14 protein-coding genes and 1 other RNA gene are annotated in these 14,826 nt (G+C 69.7%); 9 read left to right on the top strand and 6 right to left on the bottom strand.

The annotated features are described in order from the left end of the window. Positions 1-90: 90 nt before the first annotated feature. Together WBG79_RS07495 and gap are read right to left on the bottom strand one after the other, a co-directional pair. The gene (locus tag WBG79_RS07495; protein ID WP_337356484.1) at positions 91-1,284 is read right to left on the bottom strand and encodes a phosphoglycerate kinase; all 1,194 of its coding nucleotides are present in this window, start codon (positions 1,282-1,284) and stop codon (positions 91-93) included. A gap of 97 nt (positions 1,285-1,381) precedes the next feature. Beyond that, positions 1,382-2,389 (bottom strand): type I glyceraldehyde-3-phosphate dehydrogenase, encoded by a 1,008-nt coding sequence (gene gap / locus WBG79_RS07490; RefSeq protein ID WP_337356483.1) that lies wholly within the window; start codon positions 2,387-2,389, stop codon positions 1,382-1,384. 341 nt (positions 2,390-2,730) lie between these two features. Here gap and WBG79_RS07485 point away from each other — a divergent pair, with 341 nt between their 5' ends. From WBG79_RS07485 to ssrS, 3 genes are all read left to right on the top strand, one after another. Next, positions 2,731-3,033, top strand: a complete 303-nt coding sequence (locus tag WBG79_RS07485) for a DUF4164 domain-containing protein (RefSeq protein WP_337356482.1) — start codon at positions 2,731-2,733, stop codon at positions 3,031-3,033. Positions 3,034-3,058: 25 nt separating this feature from the next. After that, on the top strand, positions 3,059-3,430 hold the full coding sequence (locus WBG79_RS07480; RefSeq protein WP_337356481.1) for a cell division protein ZapA: 372 nt from the start codon (positions 3,059-3,061) through the stop codon (positions 3,428-3,430). A 95-nt stretch (positions 3,431-3,525) separates the two neighbouring features. After that, a non-coding RNA gene (gene ssrS, locus WBG79_RS07475) (6S RNA) lies at positions 3,526-3,682 on the top strand. Positions 3,683-3,729: 47 nt separating this feature from the next. Here the strand turns inward: ssrS and WBG79_RS07470 are convergent. Continuing rightward, positions 3,730-4,695, bottom strand: a complete 966-nt coding sequence (locus tag WBG79_RS07470) for a phosphatase PAP2 family protein (RefSeq protein ID WP_337356480.1) — start codon at positions 4,693-4,695, stop codon at positions 3,730-3,732. Positions 4,696-4,933: 238 nt separating this feature from the next. Here WBG79_RS07470 and WBG79_RS07465 point away from each other — a divergent pair, with 238 nt between their 5' ends. The 3 genes from WBG79_RS07465 to WBG79_RS07455 all read left to right on the top strand — a co-directional run bounded on the left by WBG79_RS07465 (position 4,934) and on the right by WBG79_RS07455 (position 7,109). Next, the gene (locus WBG79_RS07465; protein WP_337356479.1) at positions 4,934-5,524 is read left to right on the top strand and encodes a 5-formyltetrahydrofolate cyclo-ligase; all 591 of its coding nucleotides are present in this window, start codon (positions 4,934-4,936) and stop codon (positions 5,522-5,524) included. Continuing rightward, positions 5,521-6,342 (top strand): TIGR00282 family metallophosphoesterase, encoded by an 822-nt coding sequence (locus WBG79_RS07460; RefSeq protein ID WP_337356478.1) that lies wholly within the window; start codon positions 5,521-5,523, stop codon positions 6,340-6,342. Before WBG79_RS07465 ends, WBG79_RS07460 begins: the two co-directional genes overlap by 4 nt. A gap of 104 nt (positions 6,343-6,446) precedes the next feature. Further along, positions 6,447-7,109: a methyltransferase family protein gene (locus WBG79_RS07455; RefSeq protein WP_337356477.1), complete on the top strand. Its 663-nt coding sequence runs from the start codon at positions 6,447-6,449 to the stop codon at positions 7,107-7,109. A gap of 4 nt (positions 7,110-7,113) precedes the next feature. Here WBG79_RS07455 and WBG79_RS07450 read toward each other — a convergent pair whose 3' ends face one another. Next, positions 7,114-8,937, bottom strand: a complete 1,824-nt coding sequence (locus WBG79_RS07450) for an ABC transporter transmembrane domain-containing protein (protein WP_443147411.1) — start codon at positions 8,935-8,937, stop codon at positions 7,114-7,116. A 309-nt stretch (positions 8,938-9,246) separates the two neighbouring features. Here WBG79_RS07450 and rpmE point away from each other — a divergent pair, with 309 nt between their 5' ends. Then, on the top strand, positions 9,247-9,468 hold the full coding sequence (gene rpmE / locus WBG79_RS07445; protein WP_337356476.1) for a 50S ribosomal protein L31: 222 nt from the start codon (positions 9,247-9,249) through the stop codon (positions 9,466-9,468). Positions 9,469-9,897: 429 nt separating this feature from the next. On the opposite strand, the gene rcdA is transcribed toward rpmE, so the two are convergent. Beyond that, on the bottom strand, positions 9,898-10,434 hold the full coding sequence (gene rcdA / locus WBG79_RS07440; protein ID WP_337356475.1) for a protease adaptor protein RcdA: 537 nt from the start codon (positions 10,432-10,434) through the stop codon (positions 9,898-9,900). Positions 10,435-10,937: 503 nt separating this feature from the next. Here rcdA and WBG79_RS07435 point away from each other — a divergent pair. Beyond that, a complete protein-coding gene (locus WBG79_RS07435; protein WP_337356474.1) occupies positions 10,938-11,201 on the top strand; it encodes a hypothetical protein in 264 nt (87 codons plus the stop codon). A gap of 101 nt (positions 11,202-11,302) precedes the next feature. Continuing rightward, positions 11,303-12,130, top strand: a complete 828-nt coding sequence (locus WBG79_RS07430; protein ID WP_337356473.1) for an inositol monophosphatase family protein — start codon at positions 11,303-11,305, stop codon at positions 12,128-12,130. Between the two features lie 21 nt (positions 12,131-12,151). Here the strand turns inward: WBG79_RS07430 and WBG79_RS07425 are convergent, their stop codons facing one another. Then, positions 12,152-14,053 (bottom strand): propionyl-CoA synthetase, encoded by a 1,902-nt coding sequence (locus WBG79_RS07425; protein WP_337356472.1) that lies wholly within the window; start codon positions 14,051-14,053, stop codon positions 12,152-12,154. Positions 14,054-14,826 lie beyond the last annotated feature (773 nt).

Here is a 14,826-nt window from a genome sequence, read left to right as displayed (position 1 = left end):
GCGCCCGGGATGTGAGCCGCAATTCGGGCGGGGCTGTGACGGGTCGGATGCCACGGGCCGGGCCGGGCCGCAAGGCCCCGGCCGCCCGGGTCACTTGCGCAGGATCTCGACGCCCGGCAGCGGCTTGCCCTCCAGCCACTCCAGGAAGGCGCCGCCCGCGGTCGACACGTAGGTGAAGTCGCCCGCCACCCCGGCATGGTTCAGCGCCGCGACCGTGTCGCCGCCGCCCGCGACCGTCAGGAGGCCCGCCGACTTCGTCCGCCCGGCCGCGTGTTTCGCCGCCGCCACGGTGGCACGGTCGAAGGGCTCGATTTCGAAGGCCCCGAGCGGTCCGTTCCAGACGAGTGTCCGGGCGCCGTCGATCCGGTTGGCGATGGTGGCGACCGTCTTCGGCCCGACGTCCAGGATCATGGCGTCGGACGGGATCCGGTCGACCGGCACGATCTCGCTCTCCGCCCCGGCCTTGAACGCGCGCGCCACCACCGCGTCGACCGGCAGCACGATCTCGCAGCGCGCCTGCCGGGCCTTGGTGATGATCCGCCGGGCCGTGTCGGCGAGGTCGTGCTCGCACAGCGACTTCCCCACGTCCGTCCCCTGGGCGGCCAGGAACGTGTTGGCCATGCCGCCGCCGATCACCAGGATGTCGACCTTGGTGACGAGGTTCTCCAGGAGGTCGATCTTGGACGACACCTTGGCGCCGCCGACGACCGCCAGGACAGGGCGCTGCGGCTTGCCCAGCGCCGACTCGAGCGCCTCGATCTCCTGCTGCATGCAACGGCCCGCGTAGGCCGGCAGCACCCGGGCGAGGCCCTCCGTGGAGGCATGCGCGCGGTGGGCCGTCGCGAAGGCGTCGTTGACGTAGAGGTCGCCGAGCTTGGCCAACGCGGCCGTGAAGGCAGGGTCGTTCTTCTCCTCGCCCTTGTGGAAGCGGGTGTTCTCCAGAAGCAGGACGTCGCCGTCCTTCATGCCCGCCACCGCGGCCTCCGCGACGGCACCCACGCAGTCCGGCGCGAAGGCAACGGGCCGGCCGACCCGCGCCGCGACATCGCCGACGATCTGCTGCAGCGAGTACTTCGCCTCCGGCCCGTCCTTGGGGCGGCCGAAATGGGCGAGCAGGATCACCTTGCCGCCCTTGTCGGCGATCTCCCGGATCGTCGGCACGACCGCCCGGATGCGCGTGTCGTCCGAGACCGCGCCGCCCTCCATGGGCACGTTCAGGTCGACGCGGGTCAGGACGCGCTTGCCGGCCACGGCCGCGTCGTCGAGGGTCTTGAAGGCGCTCATGGGTCGGTCCCCGAAGGCGTGAACGGATCCGAAGAGGGCGGCCCCGCTCGCGAAGAGCCGGCCGCCCCCGAAGTTGGCTATGCGGGACGCGGTCGGCTCAGAGCAGCTTGCCCATCGCCACCGCGGTGTCCGACATGCGGTTCGAGAAGCCCCACTCGTTGTCGTACCAGGACATGATGCGCACGAGCGTGCCGTCCATGACCTTGGTCTGGTCCATGTGGAAGATCGACGAGTGCGGGTCGTGGTTGAAGTCGATCGAGACGTTCGGGTCCGTCGTGTAGCCGAGGATGCCCTTGAGCTTGCCCTGGGCGGCGGCCTTGATGGCCTCGTTGATCTCCTGGACCGTGGTCGCGCGCTTGGCGACGAACTTCAGGTCGACCACGGAGACGTTCGGGGTCGGCACGCGGATCGCCACGCCGTCGAGCTTGCCCTTGAGTTCGGGCAGGACGAGGCCGACCGCCTTGGCGGCGCCGGTCGAGGTCGGGATCATGGACATGGCCGCGGCGCGGGCGCGGTAGAGGTCCTTGTGCATGGTGTCGAGCGTCGGCTGGTCGCCCGTGTAGGAGTGGATCGTCGTCATGAAGCCCTTCTCGATGCCGACGGCCTCGTTCAGCACCCAGGCGACCGGGGCGAGGCAGTTGGTCGTGCAGGACGCGTTCGAGATGACGACGTGGTCCTTCGTCAGCTTTTCGTGGTTGACGCCGTAGACGACCGTCATGTCGGCGCCGTCCGCCGGGGCGGAGACGATCACGCGCTTGGCGCCGGCGGCGAGATGCGCGGAGGCCTTCTCGCGCGACGTGAAGATGCCCGTGCACTCCAGCGCGATGTCGACGCCGAGGTCCTTGTGCGGCAGGGTCGCCGGATCCTTGATGGCGGTGACCTTGATCGGCCCGCGGCCGACGTCGATCGTGTCTCCGGACACCGTCACCGTGCCGGGGAAGCGGCCGTGCACCGAGTCGTAGCGCACCAGATGCGCGTTGGTTTCGACCGGGCCGAGGTCGTTGATCGCGACGACGTCGATGTCGGTGCGGCCGGACTCGACGATGGCGCGCAGGACGTTGCGACCGATCCGACCAAATCCGTTGATGGCAACGCGAACCGCCATTTCTTTCTCCTTCGAAGGTCTTTGCAGCCCGTATACCGGCGCGGGCGGAAGCCGGACCCCTGATAACAGGGGGGACCGGCAAGTCAATCAGGTTTCCCTGATGGCACCGATCAAATTGCTGCATTGCATTAAGAGAGCGAGACCCCGGCTCCGGACGGGCGCCGCAGCGGAAGGAACGTAGGCGCGCATCGGATCTGCGGCATTGACCGCGACTCCGGCCGGCACCTAGATTGGCGTCGGGCCTGCCGGATCGAGTCGAGAGGCAGGCCGGTCCGGTGCCTTTCGGGGGCGGGGGAGCCGGGCGCGGGTTCAGGGGGCGGTGATCCGAGAGTGAGTGGGCCATGAGTGGCGTGACGACGAGGGATCCGGCGGCGCCGGCCGCAGACGCGGCGCTGAGGCGGCTCGAACTCGCCCTCTCGGTCCTGGAGGCGGCGGTCGAGCGCAGGCTCGACGAGGACCGGTCCCTGGCCGGCCTCGAGGACGAACTGTCGCGCACCGGCGAGGACCGGTCGCGGCTCGCCCAGGACCTCGACCAGGAGCGGGCGCGGGCCGGACGGCTGGAGGACACCAACCGGGAGGTGTCGCGCCGCCTGGTCGCCGCGATGGAGTCGATCAGGTCGGTCCTGGAGGCGAACGGTGGCTGACCGGCCGCCGCGGGGAGAGGCGAGAGTGGCCCAAGTCAACGTCACGATCAGCGGCCGGGTCTACAGGATGGCTTGCGAGGACGGACAGGAGGCCCATCTGCACGGGCTCGCGGACCGGCTGGACCGGACCATCACGCACCTGAAGGAAACCTTCGGCGAAATCGGCGAGCAGCGCCTGATCGTCATGGCCGCCATCATGGCCATGGACGAGGCCGGGGAGGCCAAGCGCAAGGTCGCGGGCCTCGAGGGTGAGATCGAGCGGCTCCGCCAGTCGGTCGGCGATGGCGAGGCCCGGCGCGCTGAGGTCGACCGGGCGGTCGCCGACAAGCTCGACCTCGCGGCGAAGCGCATCGAGACCATCGCGGCCACGCTCGTCTCCGGCCGGCCCTCCAACTGAACGGACGGCGCCGAAGGCCGCTCCGCTGCCGGCGCCGTACAATCCGCCAAACGCGCCCTATGCAGCCGCGCCGGCGCCCCCTATATTCGGTTCTGGCGAGGCTGCGCGGCGCGACAGGATACTGAATCCCCGGGGCCTTAACGATCTCAACGGGAGCTGTCCCTGCTCGGACCCGTGGGTCCCTGCACACGGCGCCCACCTACGCTGTAGGTTCCCGGGATCGTTACATCCATCGGCCGATGCGGCTTCGCCAATCTCCCCCGCTCCATGGCACGTTCCATGCCCGACCCGGCCTCCGGTCAGGTTGCGCCACGCCGGTTCGCTGGCTTCGGCCGGCGTAGACCTGCGAAGGGGGCGAAGTCGAACACCCGGGCCGCCACCGGATCGAGCCTCGAACGGAGCGCCTCCGCGGCCACGAAGGCGATCGGCGCGAGCACGACCCCCGCCAGCGCGTCGACCAGATAGTGGCCGCCCATCGGGATGGTCGCGGGAATCATGCAGAGATTGATCAGGAGAACGGGCCAGAAGAGCAGCGGCAGGTGGCGCAACGCGATGCTGACCAGCACGCCGCCGGCCGCGTGCATGGACGGAAAGCTGATCATGCCGCGGAACTGCTCGCCCCCGATCCGGACCGCGGGATCGCCGTGCATGCGCCGCATCGCATCGACCGGCGTGAGGCCGACCGGGTCGATGTTCGGGTAGTCGCGCGCGAAGTCGAGGGATACGGCAATGCCGAAGGCCGGGAAGGCGGCGCAGATGGCGGAGGCCACCAGGCAGCAGAGCAGGAAGGCCAGGAAGAAGCGGTCCACATCGGCGGGCCGGGCCCAGATCAGCAGAACGAAGGCCGTCCCGATCAGTTGGAACCGGTAGGTCTGGTAGGCGTAGCGGAAAGCCGCCTCCGCCCAGGCTTCCCCGTTGACCCAGGACAGGAAGGCCGCAGGGTCGAACCCCAGCGACCGGTCGGCGGCCAGGAGCATCGCGTCGATCGGGTCCGACGATACGGCAATGGCCTGGTGGCTGACATAGAGAACGACGATCAGGGCCATGTAGGTCATCACGAGGCAGTCGGCGGCTCCGACCAGCCGCGGCACCCCGGGCGCGACGAGCGCAGCCACCGTGCGGGCGATGAACAGGTAGGCGGCGATCAGGAAGTAGCCGGGCATGAAGTCGAAGCGCTTGAAAACGGCAAGATCGACGGCCATGGACGCGAGACCCGTGACCATGACGATGAGCAGAGAGACCCGTATCGATCCGAAGGCGTGCATGGCCGCGTTCCCTTTCGGGAGCCGATCCTCGGCGGCAGGCCTTGCAATCGAGTGAATCTTAGGTTGTATTCCAATGTATTCAATCTCCTGATATGTATGTCGCGGCCCTAGACCTTGGGGACCATGGGGGCCGGGAGGCGGGCCGGCTTCCAATGGAGGGGTGCTCCGGGCTACAAGCCGGGACAGCCGCTTCGCGCCGCGCCCAACGGGAGCGGCCATAATCGGAGATGCGGACGACATGCGGAATTCCTCGGCCCAGAGCGTGAAGGCCGATCTCAGAGCCGGGGCGCTGGCGCGACGCGGCGCGATCGCTGATGCCGAGAAGACGGCCGCCGCCGAGCGCATCGCGGCCGCCATCGAGGGGCTGCCGTTGCCGGCCGGGGCCCTCGTCTCCGGCTTCCTGCCGATCCGCGGCGAGGTCGATCCGCGGCCGGCGCTGGAGCGACTCGCCGCGCGCCACCACCCGCTCTGCCTGCCGGTCGTCCTGGAGGACAGGACCACCATGGTGTTCCGCGCCTGGAAGCCCGGGGACGCCCTGGTGCCGTCGAGCTTCGGGCTGTCGGTGCCGGTCCCGGAGGCGCCCGTGGTCGAGCCGTCCGTGATGCTGGTCCCGCTCGCCGCCTTCGATCGGCGCGGCTACCGCATCGGCTACGGCAAGGGCCACTACGACCGCGCCATCGAGCGGCTCGCCGGGCGCGGACCCCTTCTGGAGATCGGCATCGCCTTCGCGTGCCAGGAGATCGAGCACGTGCCGGCCGAGCCGCACGACCGGCCCATGCAGGTCGTCGTCACCGAGGAGGGCGCGATCCCCTGCAGGAGGGACGCATGAGGCTCCTGTTCCTCGGCGACATCGTCGGCCGCACGGGCCGGGCCGCCGTCACGGCCCGGCTGCCGGGCCTCGTCGAGCGCTACCGCCTCGACTTCGTGGTCATCAACGGCGAGAACAGCGCCGGCGGCTTCGGGATCACCGAGGAGATCTGCCAGGACGTGCTCGACGCCGGCGCGGACGTTGTCACGCTCGGCAACCATTCCTGGGACCAGCGCGAGGCCCTCGTCTTCATCGAGCGGCAGCCCCGGCTGCTCAGGCCCCTCAACTATCCGCCGGGCACGCCCGGCCGCGGCGCCAATCTCTACGTGGCGCGCAACGGCGCCCGCGTGCTCGTCATGAACGTCATGGGGCGCGTCTTCATGGACGCGCTCGACGACCCCTTCGCGGCGATCGCCCGCGAACTCGACGCCTGTCCCCTCGGCGAGCAGTGCGATGCCGTCGTGATCGACTTCCACGCGGAGGCGACGAGCGAGAAGCAGGCCGTCGGCCACTTCTTCGACGGTCGCGCCAGCCTGGTCGTCGGCACCCACACCCACGTGCCGACCGCCGACTGGATGATCCTGCCGGGCGGCACCGCCTACATGAGCGACGCCGGCATGTGCGGCGACTACGACTCCGTGCTCGGCATGGACAAGGAGGAGCCGCTGCAGCGCTTCACCACCAAGATTCCGCGCGGCCGCTTCGAGCCGGCCGGCGGCGAGGCGACGCTGTCGGGCATCTGCGTGGACATCGACGAGATGACCGGCCTCGCCGCCGCGGTCGCGCCGATCCGGATCGGCGGCCGGCTCGCGCCGGCCCTGCCCGCGATCTGGGACTGACCGGGCCGCGGCCACCGCAGTCCCTCCGTCACCGATTCGTCAGCCGGTTTCGGGTATCGAGCCGCTGCGCCCCGCCGGCGCCGCCGAGACCCACGAGGGCGCCGATGCAGCAGACCGCGACCACCGACCGACCCGCGATCGCCCCGCCCGACGAGCACGCACGCCTGAGGCGGCTGCAGAAGCGGCGCAAGCTCGCCCTGGCCCTCGCGTCCGTCCTGCTGTTCGGGCTCCTCGCCTTCGTGAGCTCGCCGGACTGGTTCGGCGGCCTCTGGCACGAGGGCGTGGAACTCCTCGGCCTGGTCCTGATCGGCGTCGCCATCGTGGGGCGGGTCTGGTGCACGCTCTACATCGGCGGGCGCAAGGCCGCCGAGGTGGTCGACACGGGCCCCTACTCGATCAGCCGGAACCCGCTCTACCTGTTCTCCTTCGTGGGCTCCTTCGGCATCGGCGCCGCCACCGGCAGCCTCGTGGCCGCCGTCCTGGTGACCGCCATGGTCGTCGCCGTCTTCACCGTGGTGGTGAAGGGCGAGGAGCGGTCGCTCGCCGCGCTCTTCGGCCCGGCCTACGCGGACTACTGCCGGCGCGTGCCCCGCTTCGGCCCGGCCTTCTCGCTCTGGCGCGACATGGAGACCGTGACCGTGCAGCCCCGGCTCCTGTGGCACACGCTGCGGGACGGACTGGTGTTCTTCCTGGTGGTGCCGCTCTTCGAGTTCGTCGACCTCCTGCAGGCCAAGGGCATGCTGGTGCCGGTCCTGGTCCTGCCGTGACCGGTCAGGACCCGACCGCGCCCAGCGCCAGCGCGCCCGTCTCGAACTGCAGGCGGGCGAGGCGCCCGTAGAGGCCGCCGCGGCGCACGAGCACGTCGTGCGTGCCCTCCTCGACGAGCCGGCCCTGGTCGAGCACCAGGATCCGGTCGCATTCCAGGACGGTCGCGAGCCGGTGGGCGATCACGATGGTGGTCCGTCCCTCCATCAGGTGCTCCAGCGCGGTCTGCACCAGCGTCTCGGATTCCGCGTCGAGCGCGCTCGTCGCCTCGTCGAGGAGCAGCACGGGCGCGTCCTTGAGGATCGCCCGCGCGATCGCGATGCGCTGCCGCTGGCCGCCCGACAGGGTGACGCCTCGCTCGCCGACGAGCGTGCCGTAGCGGTCCGGCAGGCCGGCCACGAAGTCGTCGACCAGGGCCGCGCGCGCGGCTGCCACGACCTCCTCGTCGGTCGCGTCCGGCCGGCCGAAGCGGATGTTCTCCATGACGGTGCCGGCGAGGATCACCGTGTCCTGCGGCACGATCGCCACGTGCCGGCGGACCTCGAGCGGGTCGGCCTCACGCACGTCCACCCCGTCGAGCAGGACCCGGCCGGCGGTCGGGTCGTAGAAGCGCAGGAGCAGGTGGAAGACGGTCGACTTGCCGGCGCCCGAGGGGCCGACCAGCGCCACCTTCTCGCCCGGGGCGACCGCGACCGAGAAGCCGGAGAGGACCGGCCGGTCCGGGGCGCCCGGATACGCGAAGGCCACATCCTCGAACGCGACCGCGCCGCGCCGGATCTGCGGCAGGGGCACGGGGTTCGCCGGCGCCTTGACGCTCGGCTCGATGGCCAGGAGCTCGGTCAGCCGCTCGGCGGCCCCGGAGGCTTGGCTGATCTCGCCCCAGACCTGGCTGAGCTCCCCGAGCGCGCCCGCCGCGAACACGGAGTAGAGCACGAACTGCGACAGCGCCCCCGGCGTCAGCCGTCCTTCGAGAACGTCGGTGGCGCCGATCCAGAGCACGGTCACGACGCTGCCGAACACCATGAAGATGGCGATCGCGGTCAGGAGCGAGCGGGCGGCCGTCGACGACCGGGCCGCCTCGAATGCGCGTTCCACGCCGGAGCGGTAGCGGCCGACCGCCTGGTCCTCGTTGGTGAAGGCCTGGACCTGGCGGATCGCCCCGATCGATTCCGAGGCGTACGCGGAGGCGTCGGCGAGCGTGTCCTGGGCGAGCCGCGACTTGCGGCGCACCTGGCGGCCGAAGGCGACGAGCGGCAGGACGATGAACGGAATGGCCAGGAGGACGAGGCCGGACAGGCGCGGGCTCGTCACCACCATCATGGCGGTCGCCCCGAGGAAGAGGACGAGATTGCGCAGCGCCACCGACGCCGAGGAGCCGACCGCCGACTTCACCTGCGTGGTGTCGGCGGTCAGGCGCGACACGATCTCGCCGGAGAGCGACCGGTCGAAGAAGTCGGCCGAGAGCCGCATCACATGGGCGTAGACGTCGCCGCGCAGATCCGCGACGACGCGCTCGCCGATCCAGGTGACGAGGTAGTAGCGGGCCGAGCTCGCCAGCGCCAGGGCGGCCGCGACGGCGACCAGCATCAGGAAGTAGCGGTCGATCAGGCCGGCGTCCGAGCCGGTGAAGCCGTGGTCGATCATCCGGCGGACGGCGAGCGGCACGGCGAGCGTCGCGGTCGCGGCGGCCACGAGGGCGATGAGGGCCGCGGCGACGCGTCCCCTGTAGCGGCCGAGATAGGGGACGAGCGCGGCGAGCGGGCGGACGGTGCGCGTGCGCCCCGGACCCTTGCCTGCTTCCACGTCGGCGGCCGTCGTCCTGCGTGCCAAAGTCTCTCTCCCTCTCGCCGGTGACGTCTTGGCGCGAACCGGCCGCCGGATCAAGTCGCGTCCGGCTCGGCGATGTTGCGTATGACGTGGGGGCGCCCCCGCAAAGGTCCGCGCCCGCGCCCGTTTTCCGCCGCGCCGTCCGTCTTGCCCCCGCGGACGGCTTCCGCTATAGGGACGCCCGACAGGATCGAGGGGCTGCGGGCCGGACGGCGCGCGGCCCTGGTCACTTGAGGGGAGGGCACTTCCCTCGGACGGTCCGGCGAGGATCAGGCGGGCCGCGGCATCCGGCCCCGCGCGAGGGACAAGGCCATGAAAGCGAACATCCACCCCGATTACCACGTCATCAAGGTCGTCATGACCGATGGCACCGAGTACGAGACCCGCTCGACCTACGGCAAGGCCGGCGACACGCTCAACCTCGACATCGACCCCAAGTCGCACCCGGCCTGGACCGGCGGAAACCAGCAGCTCCTCGACCGCGGTGGACGCATCTCCAAGTTCAAGGACAAGTTCAAGGGCTTCGGCCTCTGATCTAGCCTTGCGCCGCCGCCCCCGACGGGCGCGGCGACGGAACAGCGTCTCGAGCCCGTGCCGCCCCGGCGCGGGCTCGCTGCTTTTCCGCCGAGCTGTCCCGCGGTTGTCATCCCGGCCATCGAGCCGGCAACTGTAGCCGAGGCGCGCCCTCTCCTCCGCGTTCCCGGCCGGAGCGAAGCGGAAGGCCGGGATCCAGCGCCCTCAACCGGCCGCAGTGCTGCGGATCGAGGCCCGCGCTGGGCCCGGATCTGCGGCGCCTTCGCGCCTTGTCCGGGGATGCGGGTTGGGCGGTCACCGTCCACGTGTACGGCCGCAGGGGGTGTGCACGACCCCTGTCCCCGGCTCGATATCCGGGGTGACACGCGCGGGGAGAAACGTGCCAAATTCGGTCTGGCCGTCCCTGAGACGTCCAGTCCGGCCGAACCGTCAGCTTCCCGAGCCGAAAACCTGGTTGAGCTTGCCGAGCTGAGCGGCGACGGGGTTGACCGGGGTCTCGACCGGCCTCTCTTCGCGGCCGTAGATGGCGGCGTCCAGCTTGCGGATGCGCTCCTGGAGGCGGATGGAGCGCTCGATCAGGGCCTTGAGAAGCTCCGGCATCTCCTCCCAGCCCGGGCCCGAGCGGGTCGACGCGGGGCCGTCGATGCGCACCTTGGACTTTTCCTGGCCCGCCTGCGCCTGGGTCATCTCGCCCTCGTTGACGGCACGCTGGAGCAGGAGCCAGGAGGCGAGCTGCATCAGGCGGGTCGTCAGCCGCATCGATTCCGTGGCGTAGACCAGCGATCCCGTCCGGGTCAGCTCGCGTGATTCGGCGCGGCCCGGTCCGTCCAGATAGGCCGCTGTCTCCTCGACGAGCCCCATGCCTTCCCGGAAGAGGGTCCGGAACGTCTCCGACCCGGCGAAGCGCGCCGCGAAATCGATCGTGTCGGGTGTCTCGTCTCGTTCGGACTGTCCGTCGCGGGTCATTCGGCGCCTCCGGTGGCATTCTGTAACGCGTCGCCGCGTTTCGCAACACGGGCGGTTCCAGGGGGACTTAGCAGGACCGGTGCCAGGACCGGAGACCGCCCGCGTCGTCGTCCACCATAATCCACGGCAGGGTTAACGAACCGCCCCGCAGCGTTCCCCAACGAGAGGGCCGCCGGAAAAAAACGAGCCGTGACGGGCACGGCTCGGCGAGAAAGTACAGGGAGGCGTCAAAAGAGTGGATAGGAGCCACTCGGGTCCAGGAGACTGGACGCCCCGAACCTGCCACGGAAACCTTAACGACCGGTTAACACGCGTCCCGACCGGGGCCGACCTGCCCCGAATCGGGACAGGCGGCCCGCCCCGCCGCCGATCCCGCCACGAGCCGTTAACGGTCCCGCGCTACCGCACCGGCATGAACGCGGCCTGAACGTCGGCTTAAGGCGGAATAAAGCCGAATTTGAATAGTCTGCCTGTCGAGCCCCACAACCGGACGAGTGTTTCCCATGAGCCCCGCCTCCGCCCGCACCGATGAACTTCTCGCCAAGTCCAAGCTGACCGTCGGCGAGATCACCGAGATCGTCGCCGAGCGGGTCGCCAAGCTGCCGAGCGTCCGCACCGTTTCTGTCGAGGACGTCGGCGAGATCTCGGTCGACCTCGTCGGCGGCAAGCGCATCGAGGTCCAGACCCTGCCGGTCGCCCACGCGTTCAACGAATCCATGGCGACCCGCCGCGTCGCCCTCGACCAGCTCCTCGAGCGCTGCGCCTGACGGGCGGGGCGCCGGCCAGCCGCGCGCCGGAAGGGATGGCGCGCCGGCCCGCCTTCCCGGTATGACGGCGGCCATCCGCCCGCCGTTCCGAGGAGCAGAGCATGCCGACCTTCACCCGCGCCGACCTCGCCGACCTGGGCGCCATCCTGCGCGAGGCGGCCGACGTCGAGATCCTGCCCCGCTTCCGCCGGCTGGAGACCGCCGACGTCTCCACCAAGGCCGGCCCGCACGACCTCGTCACGATCGCCGACCAGGCCGCCGAGCGCCTGATCGCCGCCCGCCTCGCCGACCGCTTCCCGGCCGCCCTGATGGTGGGCGAGGAGAGCGCCGCGCTCGACCCGGACCTGCCCGCCCGCCTCGGCGGCTCGGACTTCGCCATCACGGTCGACCCGATCGACGGGACCTTCAACTACGCCAACGGCGTGCCGCTCTTCGGCGTCATGGCCGGGGTGGTGATCGGCGGCCGGATCGTCGCCGGCGCCATCTACGATCCCTTCGGCCGGGACTTCGCCTATGCGCTCGCGGGCGGCGGCGCCTGGTTCGAGGACGAGTCGGGCCGCACCCGGCCGATGCGCGTGGCCGCGCCCGCCGAACTCGGCCTGATGCACGGCGCGCTGTCCTGGAACTATCTCTCCGAGCCGCAGCGCAGCCGGGTCGCCGCGCGCATGCCCAGGCTCTGGGGCAGCTACGGCTACCGCTGCGCCGCCCACGAATATCGCCTGATCGCCTCGGGCGGCGGCCATCTCGCGCTCTACGGCAAGCTGATGCCCTGGGATCACGTCCCCGGCTGGCTGATCCACCAGGAGGCGGGCGGCTACTCCGCCACCGCGGACGGCCGGCCCTACGACCCCGCCCGCACGGACGGCAGCCTGCTGCTCGCCCCCGACGAGGCGAGCTGGCGCCTCGTCCGCGACACGCTGTTCGGCTGAGGGGACGGGCCGTCCCGGCCCCTAGACCCCGATCCCGCGCGCCCGGATCGCCTGCTCGATCTCATCCAGGATCGCCGGGTCGTCGATGGTGGCCGGCATGTTCCAGGTCTCGTGGTCGGCGATCTTCTGCATGGTGCCGCGCAGGATCTTGCCCGAGCGCGTCTTCGGCAGCCGGTCGACCGTGATGGCGAGCTTGAAGGCCGCGACCGCGCCGATCTTCTCGCGCACCAGCCCGATCAGTTCCTTCTCGATCGTGGCGTGGTCCTTGGTGACGCCCGCCTTCAGGACCACGAAGCCACAGGGGCTCTGCCCCTTCATCGCGTCGTGGATGCCGATCACCGCGCATTCGGCCACGTCCGGATGGGAGGCGAGCACCTCCTCCATGCCGCCGGTCGAGAGCCGGTGCCCGGCGACGTTGATGATGTCGTCGGTGCGCGCCATGATGAAGAGGTAGCCGTCCTCGTCCATGATGCCGGCGTCGGCGGTCTTGTAGTAGCCGGGGAACTCGGCGAGGTAGGAGGAGCGGAAGCGCTCGTCCGCATGCCACAGCGTCGGCAGGCAGGCCGGCGGCAGCGGCAGCTTGACGACCACATTGCCGAGCGTGCCCGGCGCCACCGCATGGCCGGCGTCGTCCAGGATCTGCACGTCGTAGCCCGGCATGGCGACCGTCGGCGAGCCGTACTTGACCGGCAGGATGCCGAGCCCGACCGGATTGCCGGCGATCGCCCAGGCGGTCTCGGTCTGCCACCAGTGGTCGACGACCGGCACCTTCAGCATGCGCTCGGCCCACTGCACCGTGTCCGGGTCCGCCCGCTCGCCGGCGAGGAACAGCGTGCGCAGCGCGGAGAGATCGTACTTGCCGATGAAGGTGCCGTTCGGGTCCTCCTTCTTGATCGCCCGGAAGGCCGTGGGCGCCGTGAAGAAGGCCGCGACCTTGTTTTCCGAGATGACCCGCCAGAAGGTCCCCGGGTCGGGCGTGCCGACCGGCTTGCCCTCGAACACGATCGTGGTGGCGCCGTGGAGCAGCGGCCCGTACACGATGTAGCTGTGCCCGACCACCCAGCCGACGTCCGAGGCCGCCCAGTAGACCTCGCCCGGCTCGACCCCGTAGAGGTTCTTCATCGACCAGGCGAGCGCCACCATGTGGCCGCCGTTGTCGCGCACCACGCCCTTCGGCTGCCCGGTCGTGCCGGACGTGTAGAGGATGTAGAGCGGGTCGGTCGCCTTGACGGGCACGCAGGGGACGCTGCGCCCGGCGCGCGCCTCCATGGCCTGGCCGAGGTCATGGTCCCGGCCGGGCTGGAGCGTGGCGGCGACCTGCGGCCGCTGCAGCACGAAGACGCTCGACGGCTTGTGGGCAGCGATCTCGATCGCCTCGTCGAGGAGCGGCTTGTAGGCGATGACGCGCGACGGCTCGATGCCGCAGGAGGCGGACACGATAGCCTTCGGCTTGGCGTCGTCGATCCGGGTGGCGAGTTCGCGCGGCGCGAAGCCGCCGAACACCACCGAGTGGATGGCGCCGAGCCGGGCACAGGCGAGCATCGCGACCACCGCCTCCGGCACCATCGGCATGTAGACGATGACGACGTCGCCCTTGCCCACCCCGACGTCGGCGAGCGCGCCGGCGAGCGCCTGCACCTTGCCGAGCAGCTCCGCATAGGTGATCCGCGCCTTCACGCCCGTCACCGGGCTGTCGTAGACGATCGCGGCCTGCTCGCCCCGGCCCCGCTCGACGTGCCGGTCGACCGCGTTGTAGCAGGTGTTGCACTCCGCCCCGACGAACCACCGCCCGTACACGCCGGCGGCCGGGTCGAACACCTTGTCCCAGGGCTTCGACCAGTCGATCGCCTTCGCGGCATCCGCCCAGAACCCTTCCGGGTCCGATTTCCACGCGCCATAGACCTCGGCGTAGCGGCTCGTCATCGGATCCTCCCTGGTGATCGCCTTCTTGGGGACGACGGTAACCGCCACACTTCTCCGCTTCCAGCCCGGCGCCCGCAATCCGACGTTAGAAGTAAGGGAAGCCGCGGTTCATTAGGGGGTGGCGCGGATCGACGGGAGGCTTTCGAGTTCCACAGTAAGGGACATGATAAATGCCTCGTGGTCCGGCGCTCCTTGTGCCATTCCTATCCATCCACGAGTCAAGACAGAAGCCAATGCTGAAAAACTATCTCCAATTTCGTTAACGTGTACTAGCTTAAGCGCATCTGATGGGACTATGTTCTTGCCTTCTACCAGTTCGAAAAAGAACACATGAGGATCGGACGCATTGATTCGGGGCGTTCCGTGAGCCAATCGATTGCGAGCTGAAGAGTACTTCTTCGCCTTACTGTGTCCGGACCTCACAAATTTGAGAATGGTCGGCGCACAATCTGATGACTCGAATCCAGCTCTCAGCATATCGAGTCTCCCATTGAATGACCGGGATGAGAAAAAGATCGAACGAGCTGCATTTACCTTTAATCCCGTTACATAAGCAAACCAGTCGGACAAGCGATCTTCAACGTTTGCCCAGGCCATCATCGCGCGCCCATAGCATTCATAAAACTCTCGTGAGACCCGCGTAGACTCTGCTCGATGGTGGTCGCCGAAGATTTCCATTTTCACAGCCTGGGTTCAGTTGAACTCTGCCTCGCAGGATCATTGAAAAGCAGACAAGGTGCTAGGCTCGGATTGTTAACAAGGGTGAGGACGGG

It is taken from the genome of Prosthecomicrobium sp. N25, assembly GCF_037203705.1.
Lineage (GTDB): Bacteria > Pseudomonadota > Alphaproteobacteria > Rhizobiales > Ancalomicrobiaceae > Prosthecodimorpha.
This window is presented reverse-complemented; position numbering and strand designations above follow the sequence as displayed.